The following is a 15,649-nucleotide window of genomic DNA, read 5'->3' on the forward strand; positions in this document are numbered from 1 at the left end:
TTGTTCAACCGATTCCTCTTCAACGGGAAATGCTCCAGCAACATCAAACCCGGATTTGCGTGCACAATTGACCTTCAAAATTGCCACCTGGAACATCAATTCCGTCAGATTGCGTTTGCCTCTTGTCGAAAGGCTGATAGCCGAACAGCAACCGGATGTTTTGTGCCTGCAGGAAACCAAATGCCCCAACGACCTGTTTCCGCTGTCGGCGTTTGAGGAACTGGGCTACCCCCACATCGCGCTGAACGGTCAAAAGGGCTATCACGGCGTGGCCACGCTTTCCCGGCTGCCGTTTGAAGATGTCGTCAAGCAGGATTTCTGCGCTGTTGGCGATGCCCGCCACCTTTCGGTAAAGGTGCAGATGGGTGACCGGCGCATTCGCGTGCACAATCTTTATGTGCCCGCTGGCGGTGACGAGCCGGACCCGGCCATCAATGTCAAGTTTCGCCACAAGCTGGACTTCATCGAGGAAATGCGCGCAATGCGCGCGTCCGGGGAAGCGGGAGCATCATCAATTCTGGTCGGTGACCTCAACATCGCGCCTTTTGAGCATGATGTCTGGTCACACAAGCAATTGTTGAAAATTGTGTCGCACACCCCGGTTGAGACGGAAGGCCTGCTGCGCATCATTGCAGAGGGTGGATGGCAGGATCTCGTTCGCCAGGCCATTCCGCAGCCGGAAAAAGTCTATACGTGGTGGAGCTATCGCGCAAAAGACTGGCTTGCGGCAAACCGCGGCCGCAGGCTGGACCATATCTGGTCCTCGCCGGATATCGCCCCCGCACTGGCAGAAGTTTCGATCCTTAAAGACGCACGTGGCTGGGAGCGCCCGTCGGACCATGTGCCGATCATCGCGCGTCTGGCGCTCTGACCGGTTGAGCGAGAAAAGCTCTAATCGTCGAAATAACGTGCGGCTTTATCAATCCGTGCGGTCAATTGCGAAAGCTCATCCGATATCTGGCTGTGAATCAGTGCAGCAATCTCGGGATATTCTTCCAGAATGCGACGGAACAATTGCCGCCCGATGCGGATGACTTCGCTGTCCTGCGTAGAGACAGCCGTTGAAAGACGGCGGGTTTCCGCAATCAGTGAAAGCTCGCCCAGTATTGCTCCCGGGCCCAGGCGGGCTTCAGGCGCTTTTTCATCCCGCCCGCGATGCAGCTCAATGAAACCGGAAACCACAACAAAGCCGGCATCTGCGCGGGAATCTTCGCGAAACAGAATTTCACCCGGGGTCAGCCAGCGATGCTCCGCACCAAACGCCAGAAGCCGCAACTGGTCGCGGGTCATGTTCGCAAACAGCGGTACGGTCCCGAGCAGGGCTATGTCGCTTTCCAGTCCCATGGGCGTGGGTCAGTCTCCGTTGAGTTTCACATATGCTGATGTGAAACCCTACAGCCCATCTACTGCCAAACCGTCAACAAGTTTCGATATAATGCCCTTACGGCATTAATTTATAGCCGCCCGCTTCGGTAACGATCAGCCTTGCAGCGGAAGGCTCCGGCTCAATTTTCTGGCGAAGCCGATAGACATGTGTTTCCAAAGTGTGGGTGGTCACACCGGAATTGTAGCCCCACACCTCTTCCAGCAGCACGTCACGCGTTACAACGCGCCGATCTGCACGGTAGAGATAGCGGATGATCGCCGTCTCTTTTTCGGTCAGGCGAATTTTGCTTCCCTTGTCGTCCAGCAGAATTTTCTGGCTTGGCTTGAAGACGTAGGGGCCGACCTGAAATGTGGCATCCTCGCTCTGCTCATGCTGGCGCAACTGGGCGCGAATGCGCGCCAACAGCACTGCAAAACGGAAAGGCTTGGTCACATAATCATTCGCGCCGGCTTCCAGACCAAGAATCGTGTCAGAATCCGCATCCTGAGCCGTCAAAATAATAATGGGAGCTTTAAATCCGGACTTGCGAAGCAGTTTAACGGCTTCTCGCCCGTCCATGTCGGGCAGGCCGACATCCATTACAACCAGATCAATAAGTCCGGCTCTTGCCGTAGCAATGCCTTTTGTCGCAGTTGGTTCTTCGAGTACTGAAAACTCTTCATACAGCGAAAGCTGCTCAGCGAGAGTCTGTCTCAAGTCATCATCATCATCGACAATTAATATGCTTCGAGCGTTCATGAATCCACTTGGGTTTTAGCCGCAGGTAAGGTCAGTATGCATAATAAGTGGCCTGTGTATTGGCCATTTCAATCAATTTGGGTTCAACCTTGCCATTTTTCCAGAATTTGCAATGCAAAAACGCTTGAACAGGCCAATTATTCGGGTGCGGCGACACCCCAGCCGACCATATGAGGGGATTGTGGCCGCTGGCGCTTTGCGTTTGCGTTGCGCTATTGGCAAAGGCGGTACCAGCATTTTCAAACGCGAAGGAGATGGCGCGACGCCGGTCGGCTCCATGCCACTTCTATCGGCATTTCGCCGCAAGGGCCGGCTGACTGCGTTGCGCACTGGTTTGCCCCAGCGTTGGGCCCGTCCAACGGATGGGTGGTGTGACGCGCCGGAGCACCCGGCCTATAATCGACCCGTGCATTTGCCTTTTCCCGCCAGTGCGGAAACGCTGCAACGCAGCGACCGGCTTTATGATTTTGCCGTGGTGCTGGATTACAACCTGTCCAGCCGCCGCCGGGGCAAAGGCAGCGCGATATTTCTGCATATTGCCCGTCCGCAATTTCCGCCAACACAAGGCTGCGTTGCCTTGTATCCGCAGGATATGGTGCGGCTTGCCCCGTTTTTGCGGCGAGGAGCCAGACTGGTCGTTACACGGTAGACGTGTATCGCCAGACAGATGAACGCTTGACCTCCGCATCTTCAAGTGCCCGGGTAACCGCCACTTCGCTGGTTGCGCAAAGCTGCATGCGCTCACGCGGCAGATAGGCTCGCCCCGGATCGCCGATCCAGATGTCCACGCCGTCCCGCGTCAGGCTGTTGAACCAGGGCACCAGACGCGCTGCAAATTCGCGGTCGTAAAAAACATCACCCGCCAGCAGACAATCGGCAGTGAATTTTCGGCCAATCATATCGTGATGTTCAAAAGCAATTTCGACATTGTTCAGCGCCGCATTCAAATCAATTGCCGCCCTGCAGAACGGGTCAACATCGCAGGCTGTCACATGTCTGGCCCCGGCTTTTGCCGCGGCAATGGCAACAATGCCGGAGCCGGAGGCAAAGTCGACCACATGCCTGCCTTGCACATGTTCCGGATGGTCCAGAATGAAGCGGGCCAGAACCTGACCACCCGCCCACGCAAACGCCCAGAATGGGGGTGGCAGGCCAATTTCGGCCAGTTCATCTTCGGTTTTCAGCCATAAATCATGCGCTTCATCCGCAAGGTACAGTTGAAGTTCCGGCACATGTGGCGGCGCGATTGGCGCTGTGTTGGCAAGAACAAATTCTGCTGCCAATTGTGGTGAAAGATGTTTGGCCAAAGCGGAAAAGTCCGGAAAAATATGGAACCTTTGTCGCAGGTCGCCGTTTGGTTGATGAAACAGTTTAGGAGAGCGTAATGTTCAAAGGCGGCTTGTTGTGGCTGATTGGTATACCAATTCCAATTATTCTATTGCTTTGGGCGTTTGGTGTCCTGTGACAGAATAGATGATGTAAGAGAATAGATGAAAAGCGGTTTCGATCTGAATGGTCGAAGCCGCTTTTTCTTGGGTTCTGTCAGCCCATCGCCTTCTTCGGGTCCAGCCCACCCATTTCGCATATGAGCTTGAATTCGCTCATTTGCACTGGCTGGACTGAAAGCCGCGAATTTGTAACAAGAACCATCTCGCTCAATCGCGGCTCCGCCTTGATGGCCTCAAGCGTCACCGGCATGGGCATATCCATAACGGCCTTCACATCAACGCACTCCCAACGGGGATCATCCGACGTTGTGTCGTGGTGGGCAGTGGCGGTCACCTCGACAATGCCGACCACCTCCTTGCCTTCGTTGGAATGGTAAAAGAAGCCGCGTTCTCCCGGCTTCATTTCCCGCATGAAATTGCGTGCCTGATAATTTCGCACACCGTCCCATTGCTGACCAGCGTCACCAACTTGCTTCTGGTGTTCGAATGACCATTTGAATGGCTCGGATTTGAACAGCCAGAATGCCATGGCTCACTTGGCCTCCGGATTGCCAAACACCCAGTTCCACTGGCGAATGGTTACCTTGGCAAACAGCCCCGCTTTTGAAAATGGATCGTTTTCCGCAATGCGGCGTGCCGCTGCTTCATTTTCCGCTTCAACCACAATCAGGCTGCCATTGGCCTTTTCGTCTTGCAGAAATGGCCCGCCAAACTTCAAAACCGGACCCAGAGATTTCAAATACTCGACATGTTCAGGGCGTGTGTCCATGCGCAATGTTCCGGCATCGGCACGGTCTTCGCAGATAAAAGCATACAGCATCAGAAATCTTCCTCCGGGTGGTTCAGTCAATCTCGCGTTTCAGTGGGCGGGTTAACAAGGCGCGAATGGCCTCATCCAATGATACGGTGCCTTCAAGCACTTCCGCAACTGTTTGAATGATTGGCGCGTCTATACCGTGTTCACGCGCAATGCGGGCCGCAACACTGGCCGAGTGAACACCTTCAGCCAGTTTCAAGGCCGTCAGATCTTCCCCCCGGCCTACAGCCATTCCATAGGCAAAGTTACGGGATTGCGCGGAAGAGCAGGTCAGAACCAGATCACCCAACCCGGAAAGCCCCATCAATGTTTCGGTGCGTGCACCAAGCGCCTCGCCCAGTCGCCGCAACTCGACGAAGCCGCGGGTGATAACCGCAGCGCCAGCCGAGGCGCCAAGACCACGCCCGGCAATCGTGCCCGCAGCCAGCGCCAGAACATTTTTGATCGCGCCGCCTGCTTCGACGCCGGTCACATCACTGGAGGCATAGATTCGCAGGGTTTCGCTGGAGAGTGTGGCGGCCAGACTGTCTGCAAGCTCAACATCGCTGGCAGCCAGCGTAACCGCAGTGGGCAATCCTCTGGCAACATCCATCGCAAAGCTGGGACCGGACAATATGGCAACCGGAGCGTCCGGCAATTCTTCCGCAACCACCTGAGAAATAAAACGGCCTGTGCCTTTCTCAATGCCCTTGCTGCACAGGACCAGGGGTACGCCGGGCTGCAGGTGCGCTTTGATCTGCTGGGTCAATTGCCGCAATGTCTGGGCCGGAACGGCGATCAGCGTCAGATCTGCACCATCCAGCGCCTGTTCCAGACTGTTGGTGGCCTTGAGTTGGGGCGGCAGGGCTATGCCGGGCAGATAGGCACGGTTTTCCTGTCGCTTGTTGATTGCCTCCACCGTCTGCTGCTCTCGTGCATAAAGCCGGGTGTCATGGCCTTTGCGGGCAGCAACTGCGGCCAAAGCCGTTCCCCATGCGCCACCACCAATGATTGCGATAACCTGCCGGTCTGTCATGCCTTGGCCCCCCTTTTGCCATATCCAACGAGCGGAATGGCATTTTCATCCAATGGCCAGCGTGGCCGAACAGATGCGGAGGTTTGGCAATAAGCCCCGGCCTCCAGCCGTTCAAGCCCTGCATAGGCAATCATTGCCGCATTGTCTGTGCACAAAGCATGCGGCGGGGCCAAAAGGCGCACCCCGTATTTTGCTCCGGCGTGCGACAGCGCATCTCGGATGGCGGCATTGGCCGCAACCCCTCCGGCAACCGCCAGAACCTTGTCGGCAAGCTCTGGAAATTCGCGGGTAAACCGCGCCAGAGCGCGGGAAACACGGTCGCCGAGGCTTTCGGCAGCAGCGGCCTGAAAACCGGCGCACAGATCTTCCACATCCTTTGTGGAAAGTGGGCTGGCGGCTTCGGCCGCGAGCCGAACCGCTGTTTTCAGACCGGAGAAAGAAAAGTCCAGCCGCTGCTCACCGCGCAATGGCCTTGGCAGCGAAAATCGTTTCGCATCGCCTCGGGCTGCCATCCGTTCAACCGACGGTCCGCCGGGATGGGGCAGGCGCAACAGCTTGGCAGTCTTGTCAAACGCTTCGCCCAATGCGTCGTCAATTGTGGTGCCCCACCGTTCATAATCGCCCAGACCCCGTACCAGAACCAGCTGTGTGTGGCCGCCGGAAACCAGCAGAAGCAGGTAGGGATAGGGCAAGTCATCGGTCAGGCGTGGGGTCAGTGCGTGGCCTTCCAGATGGTTGATGCCGAGAAATGGCACTCCCTTTGCTGCGGCAATGGCTTTGCCAGTCACGGCGCCGACAATCAGGCCACCGATCAGGCCGGGCCCGGTGGTGGCTGCCACGGCGTCGATGCTTGCAAGCGGAGTGCCGGCAGCCTCCAGCGCGGCAGAAATAATGCCATCCAACGCCTCGATATGCGCACGGGCGGCAATTTCCGGCACCACGCCGCCATAGGCAGCATGGTCATCAATCTGGCTGTAGACGATATTGGAGAGGATCTGCACCGCGCCATCTTCCCAACGCGCCACGATGCTGGCCGCGGTTTCATCGCAGCTTGTTTCAATGCCCAGCACCCGTATTGGCCGGGCTGGCATTGCAGATATGGCGGGGCTGGTGGCAGTATCAGGCAAGTTCGGCTCCTATCGCCCACAGGACATAGCGGTTCAATCGCCGTTTCGCCACTGCTGCACGGCATGACAAGCAATTTGAAAAACGGTCATGCCATTTTCGGCATGGTGTTCTAATAAGGCTCAAACAATCACAAGCAAAGGCGCGGCATGAACAGCTTTCCGATTCGTATTGGCACACGCGGCAGCAAACTGGCGTTGGTGCAGGCACATGAAGTGCGCAGCAGGCTTATGGCTGCGCATGGCTTTTCGGAAAGCGATATCAGCATAGAGGTCATTTCCACCTCCGGCGACCGGATACAGGACCGGCCATTATCCGAGGTGGGCGGCAAAGGCCTTTTCACCCGGGAAATCGAGGAAGGATTACTGGAGGGCCGGCTTCATATGGCTGTTCACTCGTCCAAAGATATGGCAACCGACCTGCCGCAAGGTCTGTATATCAGCGCATTTCTGCCGCGTGAGGATGTGCGAGACGTGTTCATCAGCCGCAGCGGTGCCAAACTGGCAGATCTGCCGGTGGGGGCTGTTGTCGGCTCTGCTTCACTGCGCCGCCAGGCCCTGTTGCGGCGGTTGCGGCCCGATCTGGAACTGATAATTTTTCGCGGCAATGTGCAGACCCGTCTTTCAAAGCTTCAGGCAGGCGCGGCAGATGGCACCTTGCTGGCACTGGCCGGTCTTAATCGTATGAATATGGCCGATACGGCAACGGAAATTCTGGATCCGATCAGCTTTCCGCCCGCCCCGGGTCAGGGAGCAATCTGTATTGAGAGCTGCCTGGCAAATGAGCGAATTGCCGAACTGGTCGCCCCGCTGTCGGACCCGGCAACAAGTCTGGCTTTGACTGTTGAGCGCTCGTTTCTGGCAGAGCTGGATGGGTCCTGCCGCACGCCCATCGCAGCACTGGCCACGCCGAAAAACGGCAAAGTGCAGTTTCATGGCATGATCCTCACGCCCGATGGCTCACAAATGTTTGAGGCGTTTGAACAAGCGGATGAGGGGGATGCTGAAGTTCTTGGGCGCGCAACCGCCAGAAAATTGCTGGCACAGGCCGGACCGGAGTTTTTTGAAAGCTGGGTGCCTTGAGCCGCCTTCTTATCCTTCGAGAGCGGGTTGAAGGTGAACGCACTGCGGCGTTGGTAGCGGAACTTGGCTTTCAGCCGGTCTGTCTGCCGGTTGAAACCGTCATTGCGTTGCAGCCGAATTTGAAGCCTGAAGATTTTGCCGGCTTTCTTGTCACCAGCCGACATGCCGTTGATTGGCTGACTGACAATTATACCGGAACCATCAAGCCGGTTCTGGCTGTCGGCTCCGGCACCGCGCAAAAGTTGCGAGAAGCGGGCTTTGTCAATGTCGAGCAGGCCGAAGGGGATGGGGTTTCGCTGGCAAAACTGGTTGCTTCGCGCCAGTGGGGCGGGCGCTTGCTCTACGCGGCCGGTCACATTCGCCGGCCCGACTTTGAGCAAAGGCTTGCCAGTGAAAATATCGGCTTTGTCACAGCAGAAGTTTACGATGTTCAGACCTCTCTGCCAGACAAGCGACACATAGAAGATGCATTAGGTACACCAGTGGCCGGGGTGCTGCTTCTGTCCGCGGCGCAGGCACACACCTTTGGCGAACTGGTGAAACGGCACAGAAAATTGCTAGAACCGCTGCCGATGGTATTCTGCCTGTCTGGCCGGATTGCTGCAGAATTGCCGAACGAAATATCGGCAAATGTGGCCATTTCGGACCGCCCGGATCTGGAAAGCCTTTTGGCATTGCTGCAATCCTATCGTTGCAGGATGCAATAGCGGCTCTACATCAGGTAAACGTGGCAAGATGGGCTTGCAGGGCAAATCTGGTGTGATAGCCGGTTATGGCCTGCCCAATTGCTGGCAATGAACACCTGCGCGTTGGCGTGCGGTGGCAAGGGAAACGGAGCAAACGAATGGCGAATCGTCCGCGTCGGTCTAAAGCTGGAGATAAGGTTGCCCCGGCAACAATTGATCTTGCAGCGGAAGAGCAGAAGCTGCCGGACAGCGAGCCTGACGCAAATCTGCCAGCGCCCGCGGATCCGAATGCCGCGCCTGTTGCTGCAGATCTGCAGGTTGGTGCCAGCGATGCTGCGCCCCTTGCGAACAAGCCGGTGCCTGATGCGGCCCTTGCGAACAAGCCGGTGGCTGATGCGGCCCTTGCGGACAAGCCAAAGCCTGCTGCGCCAAAGCCTGCGCCAGCTCCGCAAAAACCTGCTGCTCCCGTGGAACAGACTGCTCAGGCGGCAAAGCCGATGTCCGCGTCTGAAACACCTGCGACGGGCTCTCCTGCTCGCGGACCGGTTGAGGCCAGGGAAGAAAGCGCAACTGAAAAATTTGCCGCTGAGGAAGGGTTCACGCGCCCTCTTTCCGCCAGTGACCTTGCAGAGTTTGAAGATGATGAAACGGTGCTGGCCGCTGCCGAGCCAGACCCTGCTCCAGAGGTTGCACCGTATCGGGACCCCGAAATTGTGCCTGCACCAGCGACCACCGGCTCCCTGATCGGGGCGGGCGTGATTGGCAGTGTGCTCTCGCTGCTTGCTGGTGGCGCGCTCTTGTATTCCGGCATATTGCCAGGTGTGCCCAGTGCGCAGCCCACAGCCTCGCAGTTCGCCTCTGCGGGCGAAGTGCAGCGCCTTTCCGGAGATCTGGCTACATTGAATTCGCGGGTTGAGCAGATGCAGTCTGCGCAGGCTGCTGGTGGCGCAGGGTCCAGCTCTGTCAGCGCAACGGATTTTGCTGCGCTGAGCGACAGGGTTGCGGCAGGAGAACGCCGTATGCAAAGCGGCACTGCTGAATCGGGGGATCTGGCCGCGGCATTGGCGACTGCGGGAACCGATTTGCAGGCAGTTCGAGAAACGGTGGAGACGACAAGAGAGGCAGCTGCCACGGCCACCGATACGGCCAATTCCGCCAATGCGGCGGCCACAGCGGCACGTGATTCAGCCGATCGGGCATTGGCCGATGTGACTGCGTTTGAGCAGAGGCTGACGGGCATGGAAGCAGCCAACCGGCAGGCGGCGGCAGCGTTGGCAGCGGCTGCGCTGAAAGCGGCAATCGACCGGGGCGGGCCGTTCATGTCAGAGCTGGAAGCCTACGCCGCGGCCGGGCCGGATAATCCCGGCGTGGATGCATTGCGCGACAGTGCAGCAGGCGGCGTGAAATCTCTGGCGGCTTTGCAGGCTGAGTGGCCAACTCTGGAGAGACAGTTGCTGTTGGTGGTGCGCCCAGCCGATGCAAACGCCAATGTGGGCGACCAGTTGCTGTCTGGCCTTCGATCGCTGGTGACCGTGCGGCCGGAAGGGGAAAGCGCTGCAACCGCACCGGGGCCGGAAGGAGCAATCGGGCGAATGGACAATGCGTTGGAAAGCGGCAATCTCACTGAGTTTCTTGCCGAGCAGGAAGCCTTGCCGCAAGCCGCCAAGGATGCAAGCGCCAGCTTTGCGGCTCAGGTTGCTGCAAGGCAGAGCGCAAATGCGTTGATTGATGATGTGCTGGGCGGCGTGATCGCGGCCAGCGGCCAGCAGAATTGAGGATAGAACATGCTGCGTATCCTGGCATTTTTCATCATTGTGCTTGCTGCGGGGCTGGGCTTCGCATGGCTGGCAGATAATCCCGGCAGTGTGTCGGTTGTCTGGCAGGGGCAGGAATTGCGAACCAGCTTCATGGTGCTGGTGATTGCCCTGTTGGGGCTGCTTGTTGCCGTGGTTTTGGCGTTCTGGCTGTTTCAGTGGCTGTTTGGTGCGCCGGACCGTGTAGGACGCTTTTTCGCAAATCGTCGGCGGGATCGCGGCTATCGGGCGCTTTCGGCCGGTATTCTGGCCGCCGGCGCGGGCGATGCGACTGTAGCGCGCCGCATGGAAACGCAAAGTCGCAAACTGATTTCAGCAGACAAGGAGCCGTTGTTGCGGTTTCTGGATGCGCAGACCGCCATGATCGAAGGTGACCACGCGCGGGCGCGCCGGGTGTTTGAAGTTATGGAAAAGGACCCGGATACGCGGCTTCTGGCCTTGCGTGGTCTCTATCTTGAAGCAGAGCGACTCAATGACGCTGCTGCTGCACGCCATTATGCGGAGCAGGCGGTGCGTGTTGCCCCACATCTGCAATGGGCGGGCGGCGCTGTTCTGGAGCTTAAAGCCGCTGAAGGGGACTATGACAGCGCACTGGCAATCCTGGAAGCGCAGCGCAATTCGCGGCTGGTGGACAAGGCGGAAAGCCGCCGTCTGCGTGCCGTGCTTTTGACTGGCAAGGCACTGGACCTGGCAGATGCCGACCCGGTGGGTGCGCGCAATGCCGCACGTGAGGCGCAAAAGCTGGCACCGGACCTTATACCCGCGGCGCTGGTTGCTGCACGCTCCCTCGTGCGGTTGAACGAAGGGCGCAAGGCCCACAAAATTCTGGAATCCACCTGGCAGGCTGCACCGCATCCCGATATTGCCGAGCTCTACGTGCATTTGAACCCAGGCGACAATTCCGAAGAGCGGCTGAAACGGGCTCAGCGTCTGGCGGATCTGCAGCCGCAGCATCCGGAATCACTGCTGGCAGTAGCGCATGCAGCATTTGAAGCACGGAACTATTCGCTGGCCCGCGAGCAGGCCGAGCAACTGGCGCGCACGGCTCCGCGTGAAAATGTCTTCTTGCTGCTGGCGGATATTGAAGAAGCTGAAAGCGGTGATGAAGGGCGTGTTCGCAGCTACATGCAGCAGGCATTGCGCGCACCCCGCGACCCGGCATGGACCACCGAAGGCATCGTTTCGCCCGAATGGAAGCCGATCTCACCGATCAGCGGGCGTCTGGATGCATTTGCCTGGAAAGCACCGGTTCAGGCGGTTGCGTCCGAGCCAAAGATTCTGGAAGAGGAAACGCTTCCTTCTGTTCTGGAGAACGCCGAACAGAAAGAGGCGGTTGGACTGGGAGGAAAAAACGCTTAAGAGCATTTTCGCGACGAAATATGACGCGAAAATGGTTCTGTAGCGTTTGGTGAGGGCAGTCAGGGTTCAATGGAAATTCTTGCCGAACCCTTGGAAAACGCGTTGGGCTCGCTTCTTCTGGTGATTGTGCTGACTGTGGTCTGGTCGACCATCATCCGCGCAAGCCTGCCGGGAGTTTTCGGGATTTTGCTTGCCTGCATAATGTCGCTGATGACAGCATCGGTGATTTATGTTGTTGCCATGCCTGACCTTGGCATTGAGCAACTGGCCTATTATTTCGGCAGAATGCTGCCTCCGCAACTCGCAGCATTCCTGCTTATGGTCTGGCAGCACCGCCGGCAGGCCAACAGGGAAATGGACAGCAACGACCTGATTGGCGCTGGTCCGAGTTTCGGTGGTGACACACCGCGAGAGAAGCGCGGCAATTTCATCATCCGCCACTGGCGCGGAGATTTGCCGCTCGGCGTTTCCTACTGGGGCATCAACCTGTTTGTGTGGGTAGTCGCGGTTGTCTTTGCCACCGGCATCACAAACTTTGCCAATCTGGACGCTGGCTTCCGCCCAAAAATACTATTCTACACCAATGTTGCACTGTGGACCGGCATTGTGCTCATGGCGGTCTGGCAAATCGTCGGTCTTTGGCGCTCAGCCCAGCGACATGCAGAACAGCAGCGCCGTTTGAACAAAACGAGGTTCTGGGCGCGCGCAGCGCAGTTCATGGCCATTGTGGCTGTGCTGCAAAATGCAACTGCCGTCACAAATGCATCAACCCAGATTGTCGAGCTTTATCGAATTGCCTTTCTGGATGACCCGGATCTGCCGCCCTATGAAGTGACGCTTCTGGCGGGTGGTAACGAACTGAGTTTACAGGGTGGCATTAAATACGGGCTGGCAGAGCGGTTGAGCAATGTTCTGGCATCCGCTCCGGAAGTTACGGTTCTGCATCTGACCAGCACGGGCGGGCGGCTTGCCGAAGCCAACCAGCTTGCTCAGCTGGTGCGGGATCGGGGGTTGACCACTTATGTGTCTGGCGACTGTCTTTCTGCATGCACGCTGATTTTTGCCGCCGGTAAAGAGCGATGGCTGGCCCTTGGTGCACGCCTTGGCTATCATGGTGCCTATTTCCCCGGCCTTAGTCAGGAAGAGCTGAACAACTCCAACGCCGAGTGGGCAGCACTGTACAAGCGGTACGGAGTGAATGAGGATTTTGTTGCCCGCGCGCTGCGTGTTCCGCACAATGAGATGTGGTATCCGGACACTGAAGAACTGCTGCGAGCCGGCATTATCACCGGCGTGGACACAATCGGTCGCTTTGCGATTTCGGGCAATGAAGCAGCGCCAACACTGGCCAGTATTGAACGGCAGCTTCGCGAGTCCAGCCCGCAATTGGACGCATTGCACACGGCCAATCCAGAGGCTGCCCGAAGGATATATGAGATTTTTCGTGTTGGCATGCTTCAGCAGCAGCCGCACGAAGAGTTCTGGCGGCAAAGTGAAGAAATTCTCGTTGATGCTATTCGAGACAACCTCTTGTCGGCGGATGATGAGGTTCTAGCCAACTATGCAGCCCTGATGGCAGATCAATATGCCGTTCTGCTCCAGGCCGATCCTGAACTGTGTTTTCGCAATTCGGCATATGGTGACGGCCTGAAGCCTCACCTGATGCCAGACGAGCTGATCAGAACCGAGCTTCATTTGAACGAGCAGATCTTGCGGACCGCCAAGCCACGACCGCCAGTTGATGAGACTGAGGCCGAACAGCTTCTGGAGGACGTCTTGCGCAAACTGTCTGTGGGAGAGCTGGAAACTCTGATGAGTGAGCCCGGCGATGTACCATCGGCAGACTATGGCATCTATTGTGCAGCATCAGAGTCTCTCTATCGGCAGATGTCGCAACTGGATGCGCGGCGGGCAGCGCTCCTGATGCGCTATTTGAATTCGCAAGGTTAGGTGTCGATGTTGCGTCCCTTGATTTTCAGACAGGCCAGGACTACCGGAAGGTAATCGGCACAGCGGGGTCAGTATTGGCAGCGACTTCGAAATCAGCGCAAAACATGGTCGAGCGTATCCAGGCAGTTGCCGATAGTCTGACTGTGACCGAACAGAAACTGGTTTCGGCCTTGCTGACGGCGCCACGTGAAGTGGCAATTGGCACTTCAAGCGAATTCGCTGCCCGTATCGGCGTTCATGAGGCGACCACGTCCCGGCTTGCAAGAAAGCTTGGCTTTGCCTCCTATGCCGGTTTTCGTGATGCGCTGCGCGGCGAATATCTGCGCGATGCAGCGCCAGCGGAGCGTATTTCGGCAACGCTCAGCGATGTGCGTTCGCAGGGCTTTCTGCCGCTGCTTCTGGCGAGTGAGATTGCAGCACTGTCGGCTCTGGCAGACCATGTCAGCGACGAGCGCATACTGGATGCCGCTCAGGCGCTCAATCGTGATCGCGTCTTCATCTATGGCCATGGCAATGCCAGCGCCTTGTCCGAACTGATGGAGCGGCGGCTGCGGCGGCTCGGGATTGTCAGCCATCGGCTCGGCGGCAACCGTCGCGATCTGGCGGAGCAGGTGCTGACGCTGACAGAGAATGATGCATTGCTGCTTTTTGCATTCAGGCGCCAGCCGCCGGATTACGCCGATCTGGTTGATATTGCGATCAAGGCAGGTGCCAGAACTCTTGTGATTTCGGGCACATGCGGGCCATCCCTGACACCCCGGCCCGATCTTTTGCTGTCTGCACCGCGAGCCGGCATGCCCGGCAGCTTTCAGACGCTGACTGTTCCGATGGCAATCTGCAATGCCGTGGTTCTTGCTCTGGCAAGCCTGCGCGGAGAAGCCGCCATGACGGCGCTGGATCGATTGGGTGATCTGATCACAAGGCTGGAAAAATAGATCACACGGTGATCGAAAAATCAGCTTAACGTCTGGCCTTCGTATGGCTTTGCGTGGTCGTGTCGTTGAACCGTAAGAGTTCAACAAGCGCGCTACGCTCTGCAAGAAAACTTGCATGTCATAAAACTGTAGCAAGACTGCTCTACATCGGCGCTGACCCAACCGCAGGAGCTGTCATGCGCCTTACCATCGCCGCCACCACTCTCGCTCTGCTGTCGACGACAGCTTTTGCCAATGACCTCAACAGCCTCACCTCAGCCGAACTGCTTGTTCAGGCTCAGGAAGAGGGGCAGGTTACGGTCTATGCCTTCACCAGCCGAATTGGCCGGGTTGAGGAAGCCTTTGAAGCCGCCTATCCGGGCATTGACATGATTACGTTTGACATGTCCTCCACCGCTCAGATAGCCCGCATCCGCAGCGAGTCGCAGGCGGGTGTTGCTGGTGCAGACGTGTTTTACCTTTCGGACTCCCCGGTAGTGCTAAATGATCTTGTTGCCAATGAGCTTGTTGCAGCCTATGTGCCGCCGCGCATGGACGGTCTGGTTCGAGAGGAGTTCCAGTCGCCGCTTCTGGCGCAACGTCTGTCCACCAAGGTGCTGATGTATAATGAAGAGGCCCATCCCGATGGCGCGCCAATCAGCAACCTCTGGGATTTGACCAGGCCGGAATGGGCTGGCAAGGTGATCATGGTGGACCCGTTGCAGCGCGGCGACTATCTGGACCTGATGACAGAAATCGTCCTCCAGTCGGACGCTATGGCCACGGCTTATGAAGCGGCCTTTGGATCGCCGATAGCGCTGGAAGACGGCGTTGAAAATGCTGGCCAGCAATTCATCATCAACCTCTTTGCCAATGATCTTGTGCTGGTTGGTTCCACCGATGATGTCAACGCCGCCATCGGCGCCCTTGGTCAGGACAACCCGCCCATCGGCTTCACTTCCTATTCCGACCGTCGCGACAATGAGGATGAAGGTTGGGCACTGCAGGTGGCCAATGACGTTGCGCCTTCCAATGGCATCGTCTTTCCTGCCTTGCTTGCGCTCAACCCCAATACAGTCAATCCGGCGGCAGCGCGTCTGGCTATTGATTTCATGATGGGCGACGACAGCGGAACCGGCGGGCCGGCCTTCGCGCCCTTTTATGTGGCGGGCGACTGGGCAACCCGCACCGACATCACGCCGCATCCGGATGCCATTCCGCTGGACGATTTCACCGGCTGGCAGATCGATCCGGCAGCAACGGCCGGTATCCGCGCCGACGTGGCCGATTTTATCCTGGCCCTGCAATAAGCCA

At 57.6% G+C, this 15,649-nt stretch carries 16 protein-coding genes; 9 read left to right on the forward strand and 7 right to left on the reverse strand.

Going from position 1 to position 15,649, the window contains the following annotated elements; all coding sequences use genetic code 11:
• Positions 1–67 precede the first annotated feature (67 nt).
• Positions 68–871 carry an exodeoxyribonuclease III gene (locus FPY71_RS14235; protein WP_149300957.1) on the forward strand — a complete coding sequence of 268 codons (804 nt, stop codon included), beginning with the start codon at positions 68–70 and terminating at the stop codon, positions 869–871.
• Between the two features lie 20 nt (positions 872–891).
• Here the strand turns inward: FPY71_RS14235 and FPY71_RS14240 are convergent, their stop codons facing one another.
• On the reverse strand, positions 892–1,344 hold the full coding sequence (locus FPY71_RS14240; RefSeq protein WP_149300958.1) for a cyclic nucleotide-binding domain-containing protein: 453 nt from the start codon (positions 1,342–1,344) through the stop codon (positions 892–894).
• 97 nt (positions 1,345–1,441) lie between these two features.
• Positions 1,442–2,125, reverse strand: a complete 684-nt coding sequence (locus FPY71_RS14245) for a response regulator transcription factor (RefSeq protein WP_149300959.1) — start codon at positions 2,123–2,125, stop codon at positions 1,442–1,444.
• Positions 2,126–2,237: 112 nt separating this feature from the next.
• Here FPY71_RS14245 and FPY71_RS14250 point away from each other — a divergent pair, with 112 nt between their 5' ends.
• Positions 2,238–2,774 carry a L,D-transpeptidase family protein gene (locus FPY71_RS14250; protein WP_149300960.1) on the forward strand — a complete coding sequence of 179 codons (537 nt, stop codon included), beginning with the start codon at positions 2,238–2,240 and terminating at the stop codon, positions 2,772–2,774.
• Here the strand turns inward: FPY71_RS14250 and FPY71_RS14255 are convergent.
• The 5 genes from FPY71_RS14255 to tsaD form a co-directional block, all read right to left on the reverse strand.
• The gene (locus tag FPY71_RS14255) at positions 2,764–3,432 is read right to left on the reverse strand and encodes a class I SAM-dependent methyltransferase (RefSeq protein ID WP_246160557.1); all 669 of its coding nucleotides are present in this window, start codon (positions 3,430–3,432) and stop codon (positions 2,764–2,766) included. The two genes, FPY71_RS14250 and FPY71_RS14255, sit on opposite strands and share 11 nt — an antisense overlap.
• Before the next feature lie 235 nt (positions 3,433–3,667).
• A complete protein-coding gene (locus FPY71_RS14260) occupies positions 3,668–4,102 on the reverse strand; it encodes an EVE domain-containing protein (RefSeq protein ID WP_149300961.1) in 435 nt (144 codons plus the stop codon).
• A 3-nt stretch (positions 4,103–4,105) separates the two neighbouring features.
• A complete protein-coding gene (locus tag FPY71_RS14265) occupies positions 4,106–4,393 on the reverse strand; it encodes a YciI family protein (protein WP_149300962.1) in 288 nt (95 codons plus the stop codon).
• Between the two features lie 22 nt (positions 4,394–4,415).
• A complete protein-coding gene (locus FPY71_RS14270; RefSeq protein WP_149300963.1) occupies positions 4,416–5,405 on the reverse strand; it encodes an NAD(P)H-dependent glycerol-3-phosphate dehydrogenase in 990 nt (329 codons plus the stop codon).
• Complete coding sequence (tsaD, locus tag FPY71_RS14275) at positions 5,402–6,496, reverse strand: tRNA (adenosine(37)-N6)-threonylcarbamoyltransferase complex transferase subunit TsaD (protein WP_149301123.1); 1,095 nt, start codon at positions 6,494–6,496, stop codon at positions 5,402–5,404. Before tsaD ends, FPY71_RS14270 begins: the two co-directional genes overlap by 4 nt.
• 183 nt (positions 6,497–6,679) lie before the next feature.
• Here tsaD and hemC point away from each other — a divergent pair, with 183 nt between their 5' ends.
• The 7 genes from hemC to FPY71_RS14310 all read left to right on the forward strand — a co-directional run bounded on the left by hemC (position 6,680) and on the right by FPY71_RS14310 (position 15,645).
• Complete coding sequence (gene hemC, locus FPY71_RS14280) at positions 6,680–7,612, forward strand: hydroxymethylbilane synthase (RefSeq protein WP_149300964.1); 933 nt, start codon at positions 6,680–6,682, stop codon at positions 7,610–7,612.
• A complete protein-coding gene (locus tag FPY71_RS14285; RefSeq protein ID WP_188052353.1) occupies positions 7,609–8,319 on the forward strand; it encodes a uroporphyrinogen-III synthase in 711 nt (236 codons plus the stop codon). Before hemC ends, FPY71_RS14285 begins: the two co-directional genes overlap by 4 nt.
• A gap of 137 nt (positions 8,320–8,456) precedes the next feature.
• Positions 8,457–10,073 (forward strand): COG4223 family protein, encoded by a 1,617-nt coding sequence (locus FPY71_RS18785; protein ID WP_149300966.1) that lies wholly within the window; start codon positions 8,457–8,459, stop codon positions 10,071–10,073.
• Between the two features lie 9 nt (positions 10,074–10,082).
• Positions 10,083–11,471 (forward strand): heme biosynthesis protein HemY, encoded by a 1,389-nt coding sequence (locus FPY71_RS14295; RefSeq protein WP_149300967.1) that lies wholly within the window; start codon positions 10,083–10,085, stop codon positions 11,469–11,471.
• 69 nt (positions 11,472–11,540) lie between these two features.
• The gene (locus FPY71_RS14300; RefSeq protein ID WP_149300968.1) at positions 11,541–13,421 is read left to right on the forward strand and encodes a COG3904 family protein; all 1,881 of its coding nucleotides are present in this window, start codon (positions 11,541–11,543) and stop codon (positions 13,419–13,421) included.
• A gap of 104 nt (positions 13,422–13,525) precedes the next feature.
• Positions 13,526–14,356: a MurR/RpiR family transcriptional regulator gene (locus tag FPY71_RS14305; RefSeq protein ID WP_149301124.1), complete on the forward strand. Its 831-nt coding sequence runs from the start codon at positions 13,526–13,528 to the stop codon at positions 14,354–14,356.
• A 176-nt stretch (positions 14,357–14,532) separates the two neighbouring features.
• Positions 14,533–15,645, forward strand: a complete 1,113-nt coding sequence (locus tag FPY71_RS14310; protein ID WP_149300969.1) for an ABC transporter substrate-binding protein — start codon at positions 14,533–14,535, stop codon at positions 15,643–15,645.
• Positions 15,646–15,649: the final 4 nt, after the last annotated feature.

This window comes from Aureimonas fodinaquatilis (genome assembly GCF_008369445.1).
In the GTDB taxonomy this organism is placed as follows: domain Bacteria; phylum Pseudomonadota; class Alphaproteobacteria; order Rhizobiales; family Rhizobiaceae; genus Aureimonas; species Aureimonas fodinaquatilis.

Bases quoted from the DNA above. Each gene is read 5' to 3' on its own strand.
- FPY71_RS14240 (WP_149300958.1), bottom strand. From the start codon at position 1,344: ATGGGACTGGAAAGCGACATAGCCCTGCTCGGGACCGTACCGCTGTTT.
- FPY71_RS14245 (WP_149300959.1), bottom strand. From the start codon at position 2,125: ATGAACGCTCGAAGCATATTAATTGTCGATGATGATGATGACTTGAGA.
- FPY71_RS14250 (WP_149300960.1), top strand. From the start codon at position 2,238: ATGCAAAAACGCTTGAACAGGCCAATTATTCGGGTGCGGCGACACCCC.
- FPY71_RS14260 (WP_149300961.1), bottom strand. From the start codon at position 4,102: ATGGCATTCTGGCTGTTCAAATCCGAGCCATTCAAATGGTCATTCGAA.
- FPY71_RS14265 (WP_149300962.1), bottom strand. From the start codon at position 4,393: ATGCTGTATGCTTTTATCTGCGAAGACCGTGCCGATGCCGGAACATTG.
- FPY71_RS14270 (WP_149300963.1), bottom strand. From the start codon at position 5,405: ATGACAGACCGGCAGGTTATCGCAATCATTGGTGGTGGCGCATGGGGA.
- tsaD (WP_149301123.1), bottom strand. From the start codon at position 6,496: ATGCCAGCCCGGCCAATACGGGTGCTGGGCATTGAAACAAGCTGCGAT.
- hemC (WP_149300964.1), top strand. From the start codon at position 6,680: ATGAACAGCTTTCCGATTCGTATTGGCACACGCGGCAGCAAACTGGCG.
- FPY71_RS18785 (WP_149300966.1), top strand. From the start codon at position 8,457: ATGGCGAATCGTCCGCGTCGGTCTAAAGCTGGAGATAAGGTTGCCCCG.
- FPY71_RS14295 (WP_149300967.1), top strand. From the start codon at position 10,083: ATGCTGCGTATCCTGGCATTTTTCATCATTGTGCTTGCTGCGGGGCTG.
- FPY71_RS14300 (WP_149300968.1), top strand. From the start codon at position 11,541: ATGGAAATTCTTGCCGAACCCTTGGAAAACGCGTTGGGCTCGCTTCTT.
- FPY71_RS14305 (WP_149301124.1), top strand. From the start codon at position 13,526: ATGGTCGAGCGTATCCAGGCAGTTGCCGATAGTCTGACTGTGACCGAA.
- FPY71_RS14310 (WP_149300969.1), top strand. From the start codon at position 14,533: ATGCGCCTTACCATCGCCGCCACCACTCTCGCTCTGCTGTCGACGACA.